Raw genomic sequence first — 21,886 nt, forward strand, 5'->3', positions numbered from 1 at the left:
TCAGCGGTGAGCCCTCTTCCATCCACACAGATTGATAGAGTTTAGCGACGCGGGGAGAACGAATGGGCAGGATCACACCGCGAAGTAGCGGCCACCACAGCAAGCGCGGCGTATCGACAACGCGTTTATCACTTAAAAATTGCCGCAAATAGCGTTTCACCGCTTCGGGGGTCGGGGCATCGGGAGTGCCCAGATTGGCAAGCAGGATGCCGGTTTTCGCCTGACTCATTCACGCCTCTTAACCTTTTGAATGGTTGGTAATTGTAGCGTAAAAGCGGTTAAACGGAACCCATTGCTGCGATAGGTAAGATGAGAAAAATTCTCACCCGGAGACTCCGGGTGAGCGGGCGCAATTAGCCGAGGATTTTTTCCAGCTCTGCGCGTACATCAGCAACGGCTTTGGTACCGTCAACTTTAGCGTATTGGGTGTTACCCGCCTGCGCTTCTTTCTGGTAGTAGCCGATCAGCGGCGCGGTCATCTGATGGTATTCCACCAGGCGTTTACGCACGGTCTCTTCCTGATCGTCTTTACGCGTGGTCAGCTCTTCGCCGGTCACGTCATCTTTGCCTTCCACTTTCGGCGGGTTGAATTTGATGTGGTAAACGCGACCGGAAGCAGCGTGAACGCGGCGGCCGATAATGCGATCGACGATCAGCTCGTCCGGTACGTCGAACTCAAGCACGAAATCGACTTTGATCCCGGCTTCTTTCATCGCGTCCGCTTGCGGAATGGTGCGCGGGAAACCGTCCAGCAGGAAACCGTTGCGGCAATCTTCCTGGGCAATACGCTCTTTCACCAGCGCGATTACCAGCTCGTCAGTGACCAGCTTGCCCGCGTCCATGATGTCTTTTGCCTGTTTGCCCAGTTCGCTGCCAGATTTAACAGCGGCGCGCAGCATGTCACCGGTAGAGATTTGCGGAATACCGTATTTCTCCATGATGAACTGAGCCTGAGTTCCTTTACCCGCGCCCGGAGCGCCAAGCAGAATAATACGCATTGCGAAAATCCCCTCAAATGTTGGTTCAATTTTTCAAAAAGCGCTAAAAGATAACACCAGAACGACCGGCGCTCAAGGAAGCGGGATCGGCTGAAACGGTTAATGATACGTTTTCTTAAGGTGTGTGCGAGTCAGAGAGGAAAGTGCCCGGTAACATCGGAGGGAACCAGGAGGCGGGGGGTGAAGATAATAAAGGGAGGCCTGAGGCCTCCCTGATCGACAAGTTTCTGCTTATGAAACCAGCAACTGGTTCATGCGGCGAATAAACTGGTTCGGATCTTCCAGCGTACCGCGTTCGGCGAACAGCGCCTGATCCAGCAGTAACTCGACCCATTCTTTAAACTGGGTTTCGTCTTGTGTATCAGCCGCGCGTTTCACCAGGGCGTGATCCGGGTTGAGCTCGAAAATATATTTCACTTCCGGTGCATTCTGACCCGCCGCGGCGAACAGTTTCGCCATCTGGGTGCTCATCTCGTCAGCATCGGTCACCACCACGGCTGGCGTATCGGTCAGACGGTGAGTCAGGCGCACTTCTTTCACGCGCTCACCGAGCAGTGTTTTAACGCGCTCAACGAACGGCTCCAGCGCTTTTTCAGCTTCTTTTGTGCTTTCATCCACTTCGTCTGCCAGTTTATCCAGCGAAGCGTCGGCTTTGGCAACTGACTGGAACGGCTTGCCGTCGAACTCGGTCAGGTAGCTCATCATCCACTCGTCGATGCGATCGGAAAGCAACAGCACTTCGATGCCTTTCTTACGCAGCAGCTCCAGATGCGGGCTGCTCTTCGCCGCAGCGTAGCTGTCGGCGGTGATGAAATAGATTTTTTCCTGCCCTTCTTTCATGCGCGACACATACTCTTCCAGCGACACAGTTTGTGCGGAAGAGTCGTTGTGCGTGGAGGCAAAGCGCAGCAGTTTGGCGATGGTTTCCAGGTTCGCGTGATCTTCGCCCGTGCCCTCTTTCAGTACCAGGCCAAACTGTTGCCAGAAGGTCTGGTATTTTTCCGCGTCATCTTTCGCCAGTTTTTCCAGCATTTGCAGTACGCGTTTGGTCAGCGCGGTGCGCAGGCTGCGCGTCACGCTGCTGTCTTGTAAGATTTCACGGGAAACGTTGAGCGGCAGGTCGTTGGAATCGACCAGGCCACGCACAAAGCGCAGGTAGTTCGGCATGAACTGTTCGGCTTCATCCATGATAAACACGCGTTGAACGTAGAGTTTCAGGCCGTGTTTATGATCGCGGTTCCACATATCCCACGGGGCCTGCGACGGAATGTAAAGCAGGCTGGTGTACTCCTGTTTACCTTCCACACGGTTGTGGCTCCAGATCAGCGGATCGGTAAAGTCGTGGGAGATATGTTTGTAGAACTCGTTGTATTCGTCGTCTTTGATTTCCGCTTTGTTACGCGTCCACAGGGCCTGCGCTTTATTGATCTTCTCCCAGGAAACCACGGTTTCGCCGTCTTTCTCTTCCTGTTTTTCGATCTCTACCGGCAGCGCAATATGGTCGGAATACTTGCTGATGATCGAGCGAACACGCCAGTCGTTGAGGAAATCATCCTCCCCTTCACGCAGATGCAGCGTGATTTCGGTGCCGCGATCGGCTTTGGTGATATCGGCAACGGTGTATTCACCCGCACCTTCGGATTCCCAGAACACGCCGTTTTCAGCGCTTTCACCCGCCGCGCGGGTGCGCACGGTCACTTTATCGGCAACGATAAATGCCGAATAGAAACCGACGCCGAACTGACCAATCAGCTGGCTGTCTTTCGCCTGATCGGAACCCATTGATTCCAGAAACGCCTTGGTGCCCGATTTTGCAATCGTCCCCAGGTGGTCGATCACTTCATCACGCGTCATACCAATGCCGTTATCGGCAATGGTTAGCGTACGGTTCTCTTTATCAAAGGAGACGCGCACGTGCAGATCGCCATCACCTTCGTACAGTTCCGGTTTGGACAGCGCGCGGAAACGCAGTTTGTCCGCCGCATCCGAGGCGTTGGAGATAAGCTCACGCAGGAAGATTTCTTTGTTCGAATAAAGAGAATGGATCATCAAGTGCAGAAGCTGTTTCACTTCAGACTGAAAACCGCGAGTTTCTTGTCCTTTCATTGGGAAAACCTCAACAATGCCATTTACAAGGTAAAAATGCGTTGAGGGAGAAGTGGGGATATTGGCGGGAATTTTCAAGCGGAGGCAAAAATTTCTGCCTCCGTTTGGTTAAAAACGAATCTTGTGGCGGCCGGCCAGCGAGTGCGACAGCGTCGTCCCGTCAACCATTTCCAGTTCGCCGCCCACCGGCACGCCGTGGGCGATACGGCTGGCTTCCACACCATACTGCGCGCAAAGCTCAGCAATATAGTTAGCGGTCGCTTCGCCTTCCACCGTCGGGTTGGTGGCGAGGATCAGCTCCTGGATTTTCTCGGACGCCAGACGCTGTTCCAGCCGGTCAAGGCCAATGTCGTCCGGGCCGATACCGTCGAGCGGTGACAGATGCCCCATCAGCACAAAGTAACGACCGGAAAACTGCCCGGTCTGCTCAATGGCGTAGATATCTGCCGGACTTTCCACCACACAGATTTGACCGTTTTCCTGGCGGCGCGGGTTGCTGCATATGTTGCAGACTTCCTGCTCGGTGAATGTGCGGCAATCGGCGCAGTGGCCGATTTCCGACATTGCCCGAGTGAGCGCCTGTGCCAGCCGCATGCCGCCGCTGCGATCGCGCTGCAACAGCGTAAACGCCATACGCTGCGCCGACTTCGGGCCAACGCCCGGCAGGCAGCGCAGTGCTTCCATAAGCTGCGTTAACAGCGGGCTGGTCTGCATCAGAACGGCATCTTAAAGCCTGGCGGCAGCGACATACCGGAAGAGACGGAGGCCATTTTCTCTTTCTGCGTTTCGTCAATGCGGCGAGCGGCATCGTTAAAAGCAGCGGCAACCAGATCTTCCAGCATCTCTTTGTCGTCTTCCAGCAGGCTCGGATCGATCTCCACGCGACGGCAGTTATGCGCGCCGTTGATGGTCACTTTCACCAGACCCGCGCCCGATTCGCCGGTCACTTCCAGCTGCGCGATCTCTTCCTGCATTTTCTGCATTTTTTCTTGCATCTGCTGGGCCTGCTTCATCAGGTTACCCAGACCGCCTTTTCCAAACATAGGCTTCTCTCTTTAGCTGTGGTGACTAACCAGAGTGATAAGTCACATTCAGGGTTGAAAACGGGTAGCCGCAGCTGCCCGTCAAAGGGGGCGGATACTCTCCTCGTCCAGATCCGCATCGAAAAAGCGTTGCAGCGTCTGTATGTTGCTATCCGCAATGATCGACTCGCGCGCCTGCGCAAGTTTTTCCTCATAGATTGCCTGGCGCCACTCCAGCGGCGTACGCACTGCCGGATTATCATCTTCAATGATAGTCAGTTCAACCGCCGCGCCATGTAATTCACTCAGCGCCTCGCCCAGCGTTTTCAACGCGCCCTGCGAGTTTAGATGGCGCTGAGAACTACGCAAATGCAGGCATATCCGTTCGCCGTCCTGCTCTTTCCAGGCGTTCAGCGCAACCTGCTCGACCAGTTTCGGCAATTTGAGCTGGCTGACTTCTTTCGCCCAGGCGTCGCGTTCTATCGCTTCTTCCGCCAGTTTTTTCGCCAGCTCTGGCGTTTTTTCATGCTCGAGCGCTTTTTTCAACGCTTTTGGTGTAGCGACAACTTCTTTTACCGTTTCCACGACCGTTGTCGCTTTCCAGCGGTAGGCTTCTTTTTTGGCCGGAGCCTGTTCGAGCGCCGACGGAGCCGGACGCGATTGCACGCGCTCGGTCACCGAAGCCAGTCGTTCCAGCGCGGCGTTACTCACCGGCCGCGCGCGGGTTGCGGCTGCCGGTTCACTCTTTTTTGCTTTGTCGGCTCCCTGCGCGCGTTGCAGTTGTCTGCGCGCCGCCAGCACCTGGCTGGTCGCGTCGGGCATCGGTACATCTTGCGGCGGCGGCATCTGCGAAGGCATTTGCGGTGCGACAGCAACCTGCTGCGGCGAGACTACCGCCGTGGGTGCCACGGGAGCAAAAGAGTGTTGTGGAGCTTCCGGCGCGGCCAGCGGCATACGCGGGTGGAAAGCCAGCGCGCGCAGCAGCGTCATCTCGACGCCCATACGCCTGTCCGGCGCAAACGGCAGCTCTTTGCGGCCAATCAGCAACGTCTGGTAATAGAGCTGCACATCGGCGGGCGGTACCGTACGGGCCAGCTCACGCAGACGGTGTTCAACCGGCGCCATATCGCTGCCAAGCGCCGAAGGAGTAAGCTGAACCATCGCGATACGGTGCAATAACGTTTGCATTTCCAGCAGCAACGCATCCCACTCAACGCCTCGCGAGGCCGCATCGTTCACCAGCGCCATTGCACGTTCGCCATTGGCGGCGACGACCGCTTCAACCAGCGAAAGCGCCTGGTCGTCATTCAGCGTGCCGAGCATTGAACTAACCACTTCAGCGGAAAGCTGGCCATTGCCGCTGGCTATCGCCTGGTCGGTCAGACTCAACGCATCACGCAGGCTGCCGTCAGCGGCGCGCGCCAGCAGTTGCAGCGCGCGGGGTTCGTGTTCGATCTTCTCGTCGTCGAGAATATGTTCGAGCTGGTTACGGATCTGGTCGACATCCAGCGCTTTAAGATGGAACTGCAGGCAACGAGAGAGAATGGTCACCGGCAGTTTTTGCGGGTCGGTGGTCGCCAGCAGGAATTTGACATGTTCGGGCGGCTCTTCCAGCGTCTTTAACAGCGCGTTAAAGCTGTGACGCGAGAGCATATGCACTTCATCAATAAGATAAACTTTGAAACGCCCACGCGCCGGTGCGTACTGTACGTTGTCCAGCAGATCGCGCGTGTCTTCCACTTTGGTGCGCGAGGCGGCGTCAATTTCTATTAAATCAACAAAGCGGCCCTGCTCGATTTCGCGGCAGTTATCACAGACACCGCACGGTGTGGCGGTGATGCCGGTTTCGCAGTTAAGCCCCTTCGCCAGCAAGCGGGCAATAGAGGTTTTTCCGACACCACGGGTGCCAGAAAACAGATACGCATGATGGATGCGTCCTGAGGATAAGCCGTTCGCCAGTGCGGTCAGCACATGCTCCTGGCCGACGACGTCAGCAAAAGTTTGTGGTCGCCATTTTCGGGCTAAGACCTGATAACTCATTGGCAGGCTCTGAAACGCTGGAAGGTGGATTTACGAAGGGATAATGCTAACACAGCCATGCTGTGAATACACTCCATCCCTCAGGCGTGAGGAATGGAGGTAATTGGCGTACACAGCGCGATTAATGCCCCGGGAACGGCACCAGGCTGTAGCTGTTAATGCCCTGTTTTTGCAGGCGCTGTTCGCCGCCAAGGTCGAACAAATTAATGATGAATGCGGCATCGGTCACTTCTCCACCCAGACGGCGAATCAGTTTTACCGTCGCCTCAATGGTGCCGCCGGTTGCCAGCAGATCGTCCACCACCAGCACTTTATCGCCAGGCTGGATCGCATCAACGTGGATCTCTAACTGATCGGTGCCATACTCCAGCTCATAGCTTTCGGCGATGGTTTCGCGCGGCAGTTTACGCGGTTTACGCACCGGAACAAAACCGACGCCCAGACCGAGTGCAACCGGCGCGCCAAACAGGAAGCCGCGCGCTTCGGTACCGACAACTTTGGTGATCCCGGCGTTTTTATAACGCTCAACCAGCAGTTCAATGCTGAGAGCGTACGCTTTCGGGTCTTCCAGCAAACTGGTGACATCACGGAACAGGATGCCCGGTTTCGGGTAATCCTGAATGCTTTTGATGCTGTTTTTAAGAAATTCAAGCTGCTGCGCAGTCGCTGTCATGGATTTTTTGCCTGATAGAAACGGTATTACTCACGGTACGCGCGTTGAAGGCTTGATGTAACCACTGATTAACATTTAATCAGCCGCACCCGTGCTCGAAAACGCTCGAATTTACTGGCAGTCCGCCACAATTGCAACTGCCTTCGCTGCGCTTTATGGTTTTTGTTGCTTTGCGTCAATCACCGGAATGCGCCACATAAATAAAAGCAGACAGGCCAGGATGAACAGCAACAGAATTCGAACCCATAGCATCTTCACGAAATACAATGAAATGGCGAACGTAACCAGGATGAGCGCAATCGCGCGCGGCTTCGCGCCCGGCGGCATCGCGCGGTACTGCTGCCAGTGGCGCAGGTAGCCGCCAAACCAGGAACGGTAGAGCAACCACTGGTGAAAACGCGGCGAAGAGCGGGCGAAGCACCATGCCGCCAGCAATATAAAAGGAGTGGTTGGGAGCAGCGGCAACACCACGCCGAGCGTACCAAGGGCTACCGCCAACCAGCCTATGATGATTAAAATAGTGCGTTGCATAATGCGAATCGTTATCAGGATGAGCGGCTAATGTAGCACAGTCAGGATGATTTACAGGGGGAAGACGCGTGAAAAGCGCCGTGCTTTTACAGAGGCTGGAACAACAACTCGCGACGCTACGCCAGCAGGTCGCACCGCTGGCGCATCACGCCACGGTTAGCGCCCGTTTTGACAGGCATCTTTTTCAAACCCGCAGTACGCGGATGCAATCTTATCTTGATGAAAGTACAGCGAATATGGTGGCGTTACGCCACGCAGTTGAGCATGGGCGGGTAGAACAAGTGGTCTGGCTGGCGGAGCATTTGACCGCGCAAATCGCGGCGTTAACGCGTGAAAGTGCCGTCTGGTCGTTGCGCGAGTGGGATCACGCATCGCCGGGCATCGCACGCTGGCAACGCAGACGCCTGAAGCATCAGGAGTATGAGCGTCGGCTGCTGGCAATGAAACAAGAACGCGAACAGCGTTTGCGCTCGGTCACGACGCTTGTTGAACAGCAACAGTTGCAGAAGGAAGTTGAAGCGTTTGCCGGCAGGCTCACCCGTTGCCGCCATGCGCTGGAGAAGATCGAAGGCGTGCTGACGCGCTTAACCCGTTAACCCAGGAGAGAGAATGTCACTGGAAAATGCCCCGGATGAGGTCAAGCTGGCGGTGGATTTGATTATGTTGCTGGAGCAGCATGATATTGCGCCTGAGCTGGTGCTGAAGGCGCTGGAGATTGTTAAAAAAGATTTTGAAAACAAACAACTGTCAGCCCCTCTCCCGTAAGAGAGGGGCCACGTTTTTTACTGTGCGACCGACGGTGTCGGATCGTCACCTTTTAGCTCACGCTTCACTTCGGTCAGCTCATCACCTTTATCATTACGCAGATGCACTTCCAGCTGGTTGAAGGCGATATCAATATTATTCTCGCGACACAGTTTATCGATGGTGCGGTTGAGCTCATCCACCGTATAGCTGCGATCGCGTAGTTCACGCACATACAGACGCAGCTCGTGATCCAGCGTACTGGCACCAAAAGTAGTGAAGAAGACGGACGGTTCCGGATCGTGCATCACTTTTGGATGCTCCATCGCCGCTTTCAGCAACACTTTTTTCACCTTGTCGAGGTCTGAACCATACGCCACGCCAATGCGGATCACCACGCGGGTAATGGTATCGGACAACGACCAGTTAATCAGACGCTCAGTGACGAACGCTTTGTTCGGGATGATGACCTCTTTGCGGTCAAAATCGGTAATGGTGGTGGCACGGATACGGATTTTGCTGACCGTACCGGAGAATGTACCAATTGTTACCGTATCGCCTATGCGAACCGGGCGTTCAAACAGAATAATCAGGCCGGAAACAAAGTTACCGAAAATTTCCTGTAAGCCGAACCCGAGACCAACCGACAACGCGGCTGCCAGCCATTGCAGTTTATCCCATGAGACGCCAAGCGAGCCGAACACGGTTAACGCGCCAACGGCAATAATGACGTAATTAAGGATAGTAGTGACGGCATAAGACGAGCCCTGGCGCATATTCAGCCGCGAGAGGATTAGCACTTCAAGTAAGCCCGGTAAGTTGCGGATTAACGCCCATGCCACCACAAAGACAATCACCGCAAACAGCAAGCTGCCAAGCGTCACGCTTTTCGTCACCGCCGCACCGGCTTCAGTGCCGTTGTAATGCCACAAGGTGATACTGTCGAGATAGGCGAAAACGGTGATCAAATCAGACCAAATCGCCCAGAACACCACGCCAAACAGCGCGACCATCACCAACATCGTGATACGCAATGTTTGCTGGTTAACCTGCTCCAGCGCAATGGTCGGTTCTTCTTGCGGCTCAGCCCCTTCCGCGCCCTCTTTCACCATATTCTGCCGACGCGCCAGCGCACGACGATACGCAATACGGCGTGCCGCTACGCTTAAGCCTCGCAGCACCGTCTGGTAAAGCAGGTTCCAGATAATGACCAGGTAAACCGTTTCAATCCAGCGCCCGGAGAGGCGCAGCGTGGTGTAGAAATAACCCGTCGCCGTCAGCACCATTAAGGCAATGGGTACAATCGCCAGCACGGTAACTGTCACCAGACGCATGCTGTGCGACTCTTTATCACGCCAGCTTTCGCGGAACATCGGCCACACCAGCGCGGTGATCACCAACAAGTTGATCAGAATGACAAACTGCCCGATCACATCATCCATCAGATGCAGCGGAGAAAGTTCTGATACCACCGACCAGAAGTGCAGCGGCAATAATGCCAGGCTGATACGCACAATCTGCCGACGCCAGTGGCTGGTAAGCTGGGCGGGCATATTAAAGTGGCTGACCGCAACGCCGTCTTTTTCCAGCACTTTCCAGCACAGGCCAAATACCAGCCAGAACAGCGCCAGTTTTTTACTGAATGCCCACAGCAGCTCGCTAATGTTTAACTGCATGGTTAGCAGGATCAGGCCGACTGCCAGGATCAGCAAACAGACCGGCAAGGCACGAATCAGATCGATAAAAATCGCTTTCGGGGTATGTAACTGGCTGTCGCTACGCAGTTGTCCGACCTGGGCGGCGAGTTTCGCCTGGTAGCTTTTCAGCCAGCGCAAACGCCAGCGAATCACCCCGGCAATCAGTAATAATGGCAAACCGGCCAGAAAGGCAATGGCCACCGCTGGCCAGGCTTTTTCCCAGTTAACGGTGATTTTGGTGCTTTTAACCTGGTCGCGTAGCGCTTTCGGGAAAGATTTGAACCACTCCCAGTCCATCGGCTTATTACTGTTCACCCAGAAGATTTGCTGGGTCAGGATCTCTTGCAAGCTTTTCGACACACTCATCAATTGCTGCTGATTCACCTGCAAGTTGATGGCCATCATAAGCTGGTTGCCAAGCTGCTTGTTCAGTTGATCGAGCAGTTCGCGGCGCATATCCACCACTTGCAACAGCGCGTCATGGACTTCGTCGTTAACCTCGGCCTGGTGCCCCTCTTCCAGCTTGGCGACAAAGTTATCGCTCTGGAACAGGGCATCGCGCTGCTGGTTAATGTCGAACTGCTCAAGACGCAGATCCGCAATGCGGTTGGTCATATCTTCCAGTTCATCCGCCGACGGTAAGGTCTGCTGTTGCTGGTAGAGAATACGCGACAACAGTAAGCTGCCTTTCAATACGGAAATCTGTTCTTTTATATTGCGCTCAGACTGCAACGCACGATCGAGCCAGTTTTTCACCTTGATATTCTGCTGCACCAGCGCGTTACCGCTCTCTGTCGCGGCAATCAATTTCTGGCTCAGTTGATGGTTAATATCCAGCTCTTGTTTTACCAGCGGGTTCGCCTGGATGCGCGCCGTTTCGTCTGGCGTAACCGCTTCTTGCGCGGTTTTTTCGGTTAGCGTCAGGCGCTTGCTGTTTACCGCTTCCTGCAATAACTGGAGCTGGTGTTCAAGGCGGTTACTGTTCGCAGTGACGTAATCACGCTGCTTTTGCAGCGTATCTTGCAATACCGTGTTGCCTTCCAGGCTTTTGCGCAGTTGTTCGATCTGCGCATTGAGCAATGCCTGCTGTGCCTGCAACAGATTTTGCTGCGAAGGACGCAGTGCGCCTTCACCCGCCGCAGTGCCATTCAGACGGTTGCGAATTTGTTGCAGCTGCTGCGAAGCGGAATACATAGAATTCTGCACACGCTCCGGCTGAGTCTGTAATGACACCAGTTGGCTGTTGTAATTGGATAAGTCATTTTGCGCGGTTTGTAGATCTTCCAGCAGTTGTGAAACGCGAGATTCCAGCTGGCGCAGGGAGAGCGAGGCCAGCGTTTTACGCGTCTCGTCGTCGTTGTCTTTATCGTTAAGCGCGTTGAGCGCATCCGTTGCCTGGCGCAGTTTGTCTGGCGCCTGGGCAACTTTCTGTTTGAGCAGCGCGGTTTCTTGCTTGACCCGGTCAATTTTGTCGAGCGTGTCCAGCGTCTCCGTTAAATCCTGGATAACCAATTTGTCCTGCGCGGAGTGCTCTTTTTGCTTATTCAACGCGTCAAGCTGGCTTTGCACATCGGTGCGGGAAGGCAAATCGTTGGTTGTCTGCGCCCGGGCGACGTTACTCGCAAGGCAAATAATGACAAGAAACAATGCGGCGGCAAAAGCGGCGAACGTGTTTCGCGTGCGATAGTTGTGCAACATAATTTGAGCGATCGTTTTCTGTTCGGGAAGGCGGCCGGAATAGCCACGTGCGCAAGAATATCACGCTGTTATGCAACAACCTAGCGAAGTGAGAAGCCTCCAGGAGAAATCCTGGCGGCTCGTAATGTTATGCGTTAAGCGCGTGCTGCTCAGCGCGTAGCGTCGGGCAGAGCTGGCACATCTCCAGCAAGACAGAAACGTAATCACGCGCTTCTTTTTTGAGATCAAAAGATTGCGGCGCAAAGAGCCAGTTTTCCATAATTCCCGAAACATAGGCGCGTATAAGCACTGCGACGCGGCGGGTCAGTAAATTGTCCGGCAGCAATTTTGCCTGCATACATTCGCGAAGTGTAAGCTCGATTCGATCATAACTTTCCAGACACAAATTCCGCTGCGCTTCTTGCACAATTGCCATTTCGCCGACAAACTCACATTTGTGAAAAATGATCTCCATCATTAAGCGACGCCGTTCTTCAACAACTGTTGCTTCAAGGATATAAACCAATATTTCTCTTAATACAGAGAGTGGATCGCCGGGGAATTTTGCCCGATACTCAGTCTCAAGATCGCTAATACTGGACTCTGATAGCTCCCATATTTCACTAAACAAATCCGACTTGTTTTTGAAGTGCCAGTAAATCGCGCCGCGAGTCACGCCTGCCGCCTGCGCAATTTCAGCCAGCGACGTTGCAGAAACGCCATTCTGCGAAAACAGACGCATGGCGACATCAAGAATGTGCTGACGAGTCTCCAGCGCCTGTTGTTTGGTTTTTCGTGCCATATGTTGGTGAATTTACAGGAGTCAGATTTACATACATTTGTGAATGTTTGTACCATAGCACGACCATAATATAAACGCAGCAATGGGTTTTTGGGCCATTGATCCATTGATCAATTTGAAATCGGACACTCGAGGTTTACTTATGAACAAAAACAGAGGGTTAACGCCTCTGGCGGTCGTTCTGATGCTTTCGGGCAGCTTAGCGCTTACAGGATGTGACGAAAAACCTGCGCAGCAGGGAGCAGGCCAGATGCCAGAAGTTGGCGTCGTAACGGTCAAAACTGAACCTCTGCAAATCACCACAGAACTGCCGGGCAGAACCAGTGCGTACCGCATTGCGGAAGTCCGCCCGCAGGTTAGCGGCATTATTTTAAAACGCAACTTCACCGAAGGCAGTGACGTTGAAGCAGGTGTCTCGCTCTATCAGATTGATCCGGCAACTTATCAAGCGGCTTACGACAGCGCGAAAGGCGATCTTGCTAAAGCGCAAGCTGCTGCGAATATCGCGCAGATGACCGTGAATCGTTATAAAAAGCTGCTCGGCACCAAGTACATCAGCCAACAGGATTACGACACCGCGCAGGCGGATGCACAGCAGGCTAATGCGTCGGTTGTCGCCGCAAAAGCAGCGGTTGAAAGCGCGCGTATCAATCTGGCTTACACCAAAGTGACCTCGCCAATTAGCGGCCGCACCGGTACCTCGACCGTAACGGAAGGCGCGTTAGTGCAGAGTGGGCAAACGACTGCGCTGACTACCGTGCAGCAGCTTGACCCGATCTACGTTGATGTAACCCAGTCGAGCAACGACTTCCTGCGCCTGAAACAAGAGATGGCCAATGGTTCTCTGAAACAGGAAAACGGCAAAGCGAAAGTGCAACTGGTCACCAATGACGGCATTCAGTATTCGCAGACTGGTACGCTGGAGTTCTCCGGTGTGACCGTTGACCAAACCACCGGTTCTATCACGCTGCGTGCGGTGTTCCCGAACCCTGACCACACTCTGCTGCCGGGCATGTTTGTGCGCGCCAGGCTTGAAGAGGGTGTAAATCCGAACGCGATGCTGGTTCCGCAACAAGGCGTTGCCCGTACACCGCGCGGCGATGCAACGGTGATGGTTGTGGGCGAAGGTGACAAAGTTGAAATCCGTAATATCACTGCGACCCAAGCCATTGGCGACAAATGGCTCGTAACGGATGGCCTGAAAACCGGCGATCGCGTGATCATCACGGGCTTACAAAAAGTCAAACCGGGCGCACAGGTGAAAGCGCAGGAAGTGACTTCTGACAATAAAGAGCAAGCCCAGGCCGGCGGCCAGTCAGAAAAACCGAAGTCTTAACTTAAACAGGAGCCGTTAAGACATGGCTAAGTTTTTTATCGATCGCCCCATATTTGCGTGGGTTATCGCGATTATCATCATGCTGGCGGGGGCGCTTTCGATCCTCAAATTGCCGGTAGCGCAGTATCCAACGATCGCGCCACCGGCAATTCAGATCACGGCTTCCTACCCAGGTGCTGATGCGAAAACGGTGCAGGATACCGTAACGCAGGTTATCGAACAGAACATGAACGGTATCGATAACCTGCTGTATATGTCCTCTGCCAGTGATTCCTCTGGTACGGTGCAGATCACTATCACCTTCGACTCCGGTACTGATGCGGATATCGCGCAGGTTCAGGTGCAGAACAAACTGCAACTGGCGATGCCGTTGTTACCGCAAGAAGTACAGCAGCAAGGTGTTAGCGTTGAGAAATCATCCAGTAGCTTCCTGATGGTTCTCGGTATGATCAGTACTGATGGCTCAATGACGCAGGAAGATATCGCCGACTATGTGGGCGCGACCATTAAAGATCCGGTCAGCCGTACTGCGGGCGTGGGTGATGTTCAGCTGTTTGGTGCGCAGTATGCAATGCGTATCTGGATGGATCCGAACAAACTCAATAACTTCCAGCTGACGCCGGTTGACGTGATTACGGCTATTAAAGCGCAGAACGCCCAGGTAGCGGCAGGTCAGTTAGGCGGTACACCGCCGGTGAAAGGGCAGCAGTTGAACGCCTCCATCATCGCGCAGACCCGTCTGACCTCGACCGAAGAGTTTGGCAAAATCCTGCTGAAAGTGAACAGCGATGGCTCGCAGGTTCGTCTGCGTGATGTCGCGAAGATCGAACTGGGCGGCGAAAGCTACGACGTTATCGCCCGCTACAACGGTCAACCGGCAGCCGGTCTGGGGATTAAACTGGCAACCGGCGCGAACGCACTGGATACCGCCGAGGCAGTACGCGCGACTATTGCCAAACTGGAACCGTTCTTCCCGCACGGTCTGAAAGTGGTTTACCCGTACGACACCACCCCGTTCGTTAAGATCTCGATTAACGAAGTGGTGAAAACGCTGGTTGAAGCGATCGTGCTGGTGTTCCTGGTAATGTATTTGTTCCTGCAGAACTTCCGCGCAACGCTTATCCCAACCATCGCGGTGCCGGTGGTGCTGCTCGGTACTTTCGCCATCCTCGCCGCGTTTGGCTACTCGATAAACACCCTCACCATGTTTGGTATGGTGCTGGCGATAGGCCTACTCGTAGACGACGCTATCGTGGTGGTGGAAAACGTCGAGCGTGTGATGATGGAAGAGGGCTTGCCGCCGAAAGAGGCGACACGCCGCTCGATGGAGCAGATTCAGGGCGCGCTGGTCGGTATTGCGCTGGTTCTGTCAGCCGTATTTATCCCGATGGCCTTCTTTGGTGGTTCTACCGGCGCGATTTATCGCCAGTTCTCGATCACCATCGTTTCTGCGATGGTGCTCTCTGTACTGGTGGCGTTGATCCTGACGCCAGCGCTGTGCGCCACGATGCTGAAACCGGTCGCAAAAGGCGATCACGGCGAAGGCAAAAAAGGCTTCTTCGGCTGGTTCAACCGCATGTTCGAGAAGAGCACGCACCACTACACCGACAGTGTGGGCAACATCCTGCGCAGCACCGGTCGTTATTTGCTGCTCTATATCATTATCGTTGCGGGCATGGCGGTGCTGTTTGTGCGTCTGCCAAGTTCGTTCCTGCCGGATGAAGACCAGGGTGTATTTTTGACCATGGCTCAGTTGCCTGCGGGTGCGACTCAAGAACGCACGCAGAAAGTGCTGGATGAAGTGACGAAATATTATCTGGAAAACGAGAAAGACAACGTTAACTCCGTCTTTACCGTTAACGGTTTCGGCTTCTCCGGTCGCGGTCAGAACACCGGTCTGGCATTCGTTTCGCTGAAAAACTGGGATGAACGCCCCGGTGAAGCGAACAAGGTTCCGGCCATTGCGGGCCGTGCCAGTGCGCACTTTGCGTCAATTAAAGATGCGATGGTCTTCGCCTTTAACCTGCCAGCGATTGTCGAGCTGGGTACGGCTACCGGCTTCGACTTCCAGTTAATCGACCAGGCTAACCTCGGCCATGAGAAGTTAACGCAAGCGCGTAACCAGCTGTTTGGTGAAATCGCGCAGCATCCGGATCTACTGGTCGGCGTGCGTCCTAACGGGCTTGAAGATACACCGCAATTCAAGATCGATATCGATCAGGAAAAAGCGCAGGCGCTGGGCGTATCAATTAGCGATATCAACACCACGCTGGGAGCAGCATGGGGTGGGAGCTACGTTAACGACTTCATCGACCGTGGTCGCGTGAAGAAAGTGTACGTGATGTCGCAGGCGAAATACCGCATGCTGCCAAGCGACATCGGTAACTGGTACGTCCGTGCAGCCGATGGTCAGATGGTGCCGTTCTCGGCCTTCTCGACCACGCACTGGGAATATGGTTCACCGCGTCTGGAACGTTACAACGGTTTGCCGTCAATGGAACTTCTTGGTCAGGCAGCTCCGGGTAAAAGTACCGGTGAAGCGATGGCCATGATGGAAGAGCTGGCCAGCAAGTTGCCTACCGGTATCGGCTATGACTGGACGGGGATGTCCTACCAGGAACGTCTCTCCGGTAACCAGGCGCCAGCGCTGTACGCCATTTCGCTGATTGTGGTCTTCCTCTGTCTGGCGGCACTCTATGAGAGCTGGTCGATTCCGTTCTCGGTCATGCTGGTAGTTCCACTGGGGGTTGTTGGTGCATTGCTGGCGGCGACTTTCCGTGGCCTGACCAATGACGTGTACTTCCAGGTAGGCCTGCTGACAACCATTGGCTTGTCGGCGAAGAACGCGATACTTATCGTCGAATTCGCCAAGGATCTGATGGATAAAGAGGGCAAAGGGCTGATAGAAGCGACGCTCGAAGCAGTACGTATGCGTTTGCGCCCGATTCTGATGACGTCTCTGGCGTTTATCCTCGGGGTACTGCCGTTGGTTATCAGCTCCGGTGCAGGTTCCGGCGCACAGAACGCTGTAGGTACCGGCGTAATGGGCGGGATGATCACCGCAACCGTACTGGCTATCTTCTTCGTTCCGGTGTTCTTTGTGGTGGTCCGCCGCCGCTTTAGCCGCCGCAGTGAAGATATCGAACACAGCCACAAGGTTGAGCACCACTAAGGTTCTCAGTCTCTATATTAGAAAAGGCCGCGCATAGCGGCCTTTTTCACATCAACTTATCCGTCCATAAACGGCCATTAAAAGCATTTATTGTCTATTTGTTTATTTTATGCTGCAAATATAAGGCATATAATTACTGTGTATTTGTGATAAATCTTTGGTCGCCAGGTAATACTCTTAATTAGCTGGTACAATCAGATTAAGTCAGAAAAATCCTGGTATAAAAATATTCCTATTTGAGGAATAATCTCAATTGCGCTAACTTAATGAATCGTAAGGATGCGCGAACAATAAAGCGCATAAACGCGACATTTTATCTTCATTGAGTTGATTGCTATTTCGTCCATTTTGGACAGGAAAACATATTATTTGTAATTTTTCATGATGGCACCATGAAATCCTATTCAGACTAGCTTATAGTTATATCAACATCATAAAGCAGCCTGTGTCTCTGGTCAGAGCAGAAGTTTCCCATCCTGAAACAGCGTTTGGTTAGTAAAAAAATTACCACTCAGAAGGGGATGCGTTATGGACGAATACTCGCCGAAAAGGCATGATATCGCGCAGCTCAAATTTCTCTGCGAAACGTTGTACCATGATTGCCTCGTTAATCTTGAAGAGAGCCATCATGGATGGGTTAACGATCCTACATCAGCAATCAATTTGCAGTTAAACGAGCTGATAGAACACATAGCCACTTTCGCACTTAATTATAAAATTAAGTACAATGAAGATAATAAGCTGATTGAACTGATAGACGAATACCTCGACGATACGTTTATGTTGTTCAGCAGCTATGGCATAAATACACACGACTTACAGAAATGGCGTAAAACAGGTAACAAATTGTTCCGCAGTTTCGTCAATGTAAGCAAGGCTAATCCTGTTAGCCACTCTTGTTAATTTTTCAACACTAAGGTGAAGGTATGTCCGAAAAACCATTAACAAAAATTGATTATTTGATGCGTTTAAGACGCTGTCAGACAATTGATACCCTTGAACGTGTAATTGAAAAAAATAAATACGAACTTCCCGACGAGGAACTCGCGGTGTTTTATTCAGCAGCGGATCATCGTCTGGCAGAACTGACCATGAATAAGCTTTATGACAAAATCCCCTCCTCCGTGTGGAAGTTTGTGCGCTAATTCTCCTGAATGTTTATCGAAGATTTTTCTACCGCAACACGGCGTTCAACCTTGGTGACAGGTGTATCCGCTCCCAATGAATGATGAAAAACAAAAAATGACAGCCGGCCTGCCCTACCACCCGTCTGATGAAACCTTGCGTGCCGACCGCCTGCGCGCGCGGCAGTTGCTTCATCGCTATAACCATTCAGGCCCAGAGGAAAAAGCTGAGCGCAAAGCCATCCTCAAAGATCTTCTTGGTCAAAGTGAAGAGGCTTATATCGAACCCAGTTTCCGCTGTGACTATGGGTACAATATTTTCCTCGGTAAGTCGTTTTACGCTAATTTTGATTGCGTGATGCTCGATGTCTGCCCTATTCATATCGGCGACAATTGCATGCTGGCGCCTGGCGTACATATCTACACCGCCACACATCCGGTTGATGCCGCTGAACGCATAAGCGGCATTGAATATGGAAAACCCGTCACCATTGGTCATAACGTCTGGATTGGCGGGCGAGCGGTGATTAATCCTGGCGTCACAATCGGGGATAACGCCGTGATTGCTTCCGGTGCGGTTGTGGTCAAAAATGTCCCACCCAATGTGGTCGTCGGCGGTAACCCGGCGCAAATCATTAAGACATTGCCCCCCGCCGCGCTGTAACTGTTATCGTTTTTTGCGGTGAAACTGTTACTTTTTTCATACATGGTGGCAACTTAAAATAGACTGTCCACCTGCAAAACAGTATCAACAAAGGCGTAAGATGACAGAGATACAGCGGCTGCTCACCGAAACGATTGAAGAGATAAATCAGCGCGAGAAACGAGATAACCGGCCGCGCTTCAGCATCAGTTTTATTCGCAATCACCCCGGCTTGTTTATCGGTATGTATCTGGCCTGGCTTGCTACGCTCGCCGTGATGCTGCAATCCGAAACCCTCTCCGGTTCAGTATGGTTGCTGGTTGTGCTGTTCATCGTGCTAAACGGCTTTTTCTTTTTCGATGTTTACCCGCGTTACAACTACGACGATATCGATGTTCTCGATTTTCGCGTCTGCTATAACGGTGAGTGGTACAACACCCGCTTTGTACCTGATGGTTTGATCCAGTCCATTCTTCGCTCGCCGAATGTGGATGACGAACACAAAGCGCAGCTACAGAAAATGGTTGAGCGTAAAGGTGAACTCTCTTTTTACGATGTATTCACTCTAACCCGCCCTGCTGGCGCACAATCAGCCGGTTAAGCGCACTCACCGCCGCCGGAAACCGCGCGGCGGAGGTATTACCGTAACCCAGAACCAGTCCACTTGATGCCGCGTTTTGCTTAAGCCAGAAACGGCTTAATGCATGCGGCGCAAGCTGAAGTTTGTGCGCTTCGCGAACAAGAGCCTGATCGTCAATTCCCGGAATCGACAACGCTAAATGCAGCCCACCGCCGCCGCCATAAATATGATGCTCAACCCGCATTTCACAGTGTAACGCCTCCAGCAAATGTGCCTGCCGCTTGCGATAGAGACGCCGCATCGCCGCCAGATGGCGCGTGTAATGTCCCTCTTCAATAAAACGCGCCAGCGTCAGTTGCTCCGCCCGGTGGCCGCCGCGCAATAAACTACCAATAACCGGCGCGGCCGCCTGCGCCAGGGCAGGCGGCATGACCATAAAGCCAATACGCAGCGAGGGAAACAGCGTCTTGCTGAATGTCCCGATATAAACCACCGGCGGATGAGCCACCATGCCGAGCATTGCTGGAATAGGTTCGCCGGGATAGCGGAACTCGCTGTCATAATCGTCCTCGATAATCCAGCTCCCGGTGCGACTGGCATAATCCAGCAGCGCCAGCCGTCGGGTGGCACTCATCACCTGGCCTAAGGGATATTGATGCGATGGCGAAGTATAAATAATGCGCGGCGTAGTTGCCGTAATATCCAGCCGCATTCCTTCATTATCGACGCCGATTCCCGTGACATTTAACCCCGCCGATAAAAACGCAGTTTTTGCGCCGCCATAGCCAGGCTCTTCCACCCACGCTTCATCACCGGCATCGCACAACAAACGCACACACAACATCAGTGCTTCCTGCGCACCTTCAGTGATCACAATCTGTTCGGCGTCACAATGAATACCGCGGGAAATCGCCAGATGGCGCGCAATCGCCGCACGCAGACGCAGTTCACCGGCAGACGCGCCATAATTCAGTAGCGCGTTGCCCTCGTCGCGCCATACTCGCTCCGTAAGACGCCGCCAGATAGCCAGTGGAAAATAGTTGGCGGCGGGAATGCCAGGAGTAAATGCCAGCGCGGGTGAATAACGCTGCACACCGCCGGGTAGCTGTTGTACGCCGCGCGCCAGCCTGACCGGTGGCGGTGTCTGCGAGGAACGTTCAACATTTTCCAGTGTGGCGACACGCGTTCCTTGCCGGTCACGCAATACATAGCCTTCCACCGCCAGTTGCTCAAGCGCTGTGTTAACGGTATTGCGCGAAAGCATCAACGCCTGCGCCAGCACACGCGACCCCGGCAGCAGGCTGCCCGATTTTAACCTGCCGTTAAGTATCGCATCACGCAGCGCCAGATAAAGCGTCCGCTGCCGCGTCGCTCCCGCGCGCGCCGCCAGCGGCTGGCGCAGTAGTGCATATAACTCATCGTCCGGAATGTTCATTTCCCGCTCTCAATCGTGGCCCCATAAGACTATAGCGGTATGGCTCTTTTTAGGGAACCAGTACCACGTTACGCTGGCAGCACATCAAAAGGAGCCACAATGAACGCGTTTAACATATATCAACAGCCGATCGGTGCAGCGCTGCCGGACTGGCAACCGCGACCTTTCCCCGGGCGAGTAGTACTGAAAGGCGATTATTGTCGTCTCGAACCCTTGCAACCAGGACACGCCGCCGCGCTGTTTCAGGCGCATCAACGTGCGGGCGACAACCGTAGCTGGACATGGTTGTTACGCGAACCCGAGCAGGATGAAACCGCATTTAGCGCGTGGGTCGCCAGCGTATGCGACCTTCGCGATCCACTTCATTTTGCCGTTATCGATAAACAAACCGGCTTGCCGGTTGGCAGCTTATCGTTGATGCGCATTGATGAAAAAAACGGTGTGGTGGAAGTGGGCAGCGTGCATTTTTCGCCCCTGCTAAGCCGCACCCCGGCATCGACGGAAGCGCAATGGTTACTGATGCGCTACGTCTTCGACACGCTTGGCTATCGCCGCTATGAGTGGAAATGCAACAGCCTGAATGAACCTTCACGCCAGGCAGCGCTGCGCTTAGGTTTTCAGTTTGAAGGCCGCTTTCGTCAGGCACTGGTGAGTAAAGGCCATAACCGCGACACAGACTGGTTTTCAATTATTGATAGTGAATGGCCTGCCGTGGATAGCGCGCTGCAACGCTGGCTTGCCGCCGATAATTTCACGGCTGACGGCAAGCAGCGTTATTCCCTGGCATCGCTTCGCGCTTAGCGTCTTTTCTTTTTACCCTGCACGGCTTTGAAGCGCGGGTTAGATTTGCAAATCACGTACAAACGCCCCTTGCGCTTAACGATCTGGCAGTCAGGGTGGCGTTGCTTCGCGCTACGTAGTGAATTCAGCACCTGCATCATTTACTCCTTTTTATCGGCAAAAAAGCGGCCATAACGCTGCTGGAAACGCGCCGCGCTGCCTTCGTTAGCAATCACTTTCTGTTTACCGGTGTAATACGGGTGCGAAGCGGAAGAGACGTCAATCGTGACGTACGGATACGTCACGCCTTCCAGTTCAATTTCGCGGTCCGTTTTAATGGTCGAACCCACTTTGAAATACTCATTGGCGCTGGTGTCGTGAAACACAACGGTACGGTAATGGGGGTGGATATCAGGTCTCATCATTCACTCTTTTGTTTTGTTATAACATAACAATAATCTATCGAACTTATTTGCCCATTTCAAGCGTTCCGCGTTATGCGTTTTTTGCAAAAGCACATGATCCT

Annotated in this window: 22 protein-coding genes and 1 other annotated feature; of the genes, 9 read left to right on the forward strand and 13 right to left on the reverse strand. The window is 53.4% G+C overall.

Annotated features, from left to right (window positions below; translation table 11 throughout):
* From M8Q36_RS00005 to M8Q36_RS00040, 8 genes are all read right to left on the reverse strand, one after another.
* Window positions 1–229 (reverse strand): ferrochelatase (locus tag M8Q36_RS00005; protein ID WP_249879615.1); only part of this gene is annotated, 229 nt, incomplete at its 3' end.
* Between the two features lie 124 nt (window positions 230–353).
* Window positions 354–998, reverse strand: coding sequence for an adenylate kinase (gene adk, locus M8Q36_RS00010; RefSeq protein ID WP_200552939.1), 645 nt, complete (start codon window positions 996–998; stop codon window positions 354–356).
* A gap of 231 nt (window positions 999–1,229) precedes the next feature.
* A complete protein-coding gene (htpG, locus tag M8Q36_RS00015) occupies window positions 1,230–3,104 on the reverse strand; it encodes a molecular chaperone HtpG (RefSeq protein WP_249879616.1) in 1,875 nt (624 codons plus the stop codon).
* A gap of 108 nt (window positions 3,105–3,212) precedes the next feature.
* Entirely contained in the window at window positions 3,213–3,818 is a 606-nt protein-coding gene (gene recR, locus M8Q36_RS00020; RefSeq protein ID WP_017460002.1) for a recombination mediator RecR, read from the reverse strand.
* Entirely contained in the window at window positions 3,818–4,147 is a 330-nt protein-coding gene (locus M8Q36_RS00025; protein ID WP_007373594.1) for a YbaB/EbfC family nucleoid-associated protein, read from the reverse strand. The genes recR and M8Q36_RS00025 overlap by 1 nt, the downstream gene beginning before the upstream one ends.
* 81 nt (window positions 4,148–4,228) lie before the next feature.
* The gene (gene dnaX, locus M8Q36_RS00030; protein WP_249879617.1) at window positions 4,229–6,166 is read right to left on the reverse strand and encodes a DNA polymerase III subunit gamma/tau; all 1,938 of its coding nucleotides are present in this window, start codon (window positions 6,164–6,166) and stop codon (window positions 4,229–4,231) included.
* Window positions 4,832–4,896, reverse strand: a sequence feature (DnaX frameshifting element). Its footprint overlaps the gene before it by 65 nt.
* Window positions 6,167–6,287: 121 nt before the next feature.
* Window positions 6,288–6,839 (reverse strand): adenine phosphoribosyltransferase, encoded by a 552-nt coding sequence (apt, locus tag M8Q36_RS00035; protein WP_249879618.1) that lies wholly within the window; start codon window positions 6,837–6,839, stop codon window positions 6,288–6,290.
* 153 nt (window positions 6,840–6,992) lie between these two features.
* Window positions 6,993–7,370, reverse strand: coding sequence for a DUF454 family protein (locus M8Q36_RS00040; RefSeq protein WP_249879619.1), 378 nt, complete (start codon window positions 7,368–7,370; stop codon window positions 6,993–6,995).
* 68 nt (window positions 7,371–7,438) lie between these two features.
* Between M8Q36_RS00040 and priC the strand changes: the two genes are divergently transcribed.
* On the forward strand, window positions 7,439–7,966 hold the full coding sequence (priC, locus tag M8Q36_RS00045) for a primosomal replication protein N'' (RefSeq protein WP_249879620.1): 528 nt from the start codon (window positions 7,439–7,441) through the stop codon (window positions 7,964–7,966).
* 13 nt (window positions 7,967–7,979) lie between these two features.
* Window positions 7,980–8,135, forward strand: coding sequence for a pleiotropic regulatory protein RsmS (gene rsmS, locus M8Q36_RS00050; RefSeq protein WP_249879621.1), 156 nt, complete (start codon window positions 7,980–7,982; stop codon window positions 8,133–8,135).
* 17 nt (window positions 8,136–8,152) lie between these two features.
* Here rsmS and mscK read toward each other — a convergent pair whose 3' ends face one another.
* Window positions 8,153–11,509: a mechanosensitive channel MscK gene (gene mscK, locus M8Q36_RS00055; RefSeq protein WP_249879622.1), complete on the reverse strand. Its 3,357-nt coding sequence runs from the start codon at window positions 11,507–11,509 to the stop codon at window positions 8,153–8,155.
* Between the two features lie 127 nt (window positions 11,510–11,636).
* On the reverse strand, window positions 11,637–12,290 hold the full coding sequence (acrR, locus tag M8Q36_RS00060) for a multidrug efflux transporter transcriptional repressor AcrR (RefSeq protein ID WP_200552945.1): 654 nt from the start codon (window positions 12,288–12,290) through the stop codon (window positions 11,637–11,639).
* A 142-nt stretch (window positions 12,291–12,432) separates the two neighbouring features.
* Between acrR and acrA the strand changes: the two genes are divergently transcribed.
* The 6 genes from acrA (at window position 12,433) to M8Q36_RS00090 (ending at window position 19,166) form a co-directional block, all read left to right on the forward strand.
* Complete coding sequence (gene acrA, locus M8Q36_RS00065; RefSeq protein WP_045509162.1) at window positions 12,433–13,626, forward strand: multidrug efflux RND transporter periplasmic adaptor subunit AcrA; 1,194 nt, start codon at window positions 12,433–12,435, stop codon at window positions 13,624–13,626.
* Between the two features lie 22 nt (window positions 13,627–13,648).
* Window positions 13,649–16,798 (forward strand): multidrug efflux RND transporter permease subunit AcrB, encoded by a 3,150-nt coding sequence (gene acrB / locus M8Q36_RS00070; protein ID WP_249879623.1) that lies wholly within the window; start codon window positions 13,649–13,651, stop codon window positions 16,796–16,798.
* Between the two features lie 528 nt (window positions 16,799–17,326).
* The gene (tomB, locus tag M8Q36_RS00075; protein ID WP_017459991.1) at window positions 17,327–17,701 is read left to right on the forward strand and encodes an Hha toxicity modulator TomB; all 375 of its coding nucleotides are present in this window, start codon (window positions 17,327–17,329) and stop codon (window positions 17,699–17,701) included.
* A 23-nt stretch (window positions 17,702–17,724) separates the two neighbouring features.
* A complete protein-coding gene (gene hha, locus M8Q36_RS00080) occupies window positions 17,725–17,943 on the forward strand; it encodes a hemolysin expression-modulating protein Hha (RefSeq protein WP_017459990.1) in 219 nt (72 codons plus the stop codon).
* Between the two features lie 76 nt (window positions 17,944–18,019).
* The gene (maa, locus tag M8Q36_RS00085; RefSeq protein ID WP_249879624.1) at window positions 18,020–18,586 is read left to right on the forward strand and encodes a maltose O-acetyltransferase; all 567 of its coding nucleotides are present in this window, start codon (window positions 18,020–18,022) and stop codon (window positions 18,584–18,586) included.
* Window positions 18,587–18,686: 100 nt separating this feature from the next.
* Window positions 18,687–19,166 carry a YlaC family protein gene (locus M8Q36_RS00090; RefSeq protein WP_249879625.1) on the forward strand — a complete coding sequence of 160 codons (480 nt, stop codon included), beginning with the start codon at window positions 18,687–18,689 and terminating at the stop codon, window positions 19,164–19,166.
* Here M8Q36_RS00090 and pdxR read toward each other — a convergent pair.
* Window positions 19,126–20,580, reverse strand: coding sequence for a MocR-like pyridoxine biosynthesis transcription factor PdxR (pdxR, locus tag M8Q36_RS00095; RefSeq protein WP_249879626.1), 1,455 nt, complete (start codon window positions 20,578–20,580; stop codon window positions 19,126–19,128). The two genes, M8Q36_RS00090 and pdxR, sit on opposite strands and share 41 nt — an antisense overlap.
* A 99-nt stretch (window positions 20,581–20,679) precedes the next feature.
* On the opposite strand from pdxR, the gene M8Q36_RS00100 reads away from it, so the two are divergent.
* Window positions 20,680–21,381, forward strand: coding sequence for a GNAT family N-acetyltransferase (locus M8Q36_RS00100; RefSeq protein WP_249879627.1), 702 nt, complete (start codon window positions 20,680–20,682; stop codon window positions 21,379–21,381).
* Here M8Q36_RS00100 and ykgO read toward each other — a convergent pair.
* A complete protein-coding gene (gene ykgO / locus M8Q36_RS00105) occupies window positions 21,378–21,518 on the reverse strand; it encodes a type B 50S ribosomal protein L36 (protein ID WP_025263710.1) in 141 nt (46 codons plus the stop codon). The genes M8Q36_RS00100 and ykgO overlap by 4 nt on opposite strands.
* A gap of 3 nt (window positions 21,519–21,521) precedes the next feature.
* On the reverse strand, window positions 21,522–21,782 hold the full coding sequence (locus M8Q36_RS00110) for a type B 50S ribosomal protein L31 (protein ID WP_017459984.1): 261 nt from the start codon (window positions 21,780–21,782) through the stop codon (window positions 21,522–21,524).
* Window positions 21,783–21,886: the final 104 nt, after the last annotated feature.

The organism is Kosakonia sp. R1.Fl, assembly GCF_023516815.1.
Classification (GTDB): domain Bacteria; phylum Pseudomonadota; class Gammaproteobacteria; order Enterobacterales; family Enterobacteriaceae; genus Kosakonia.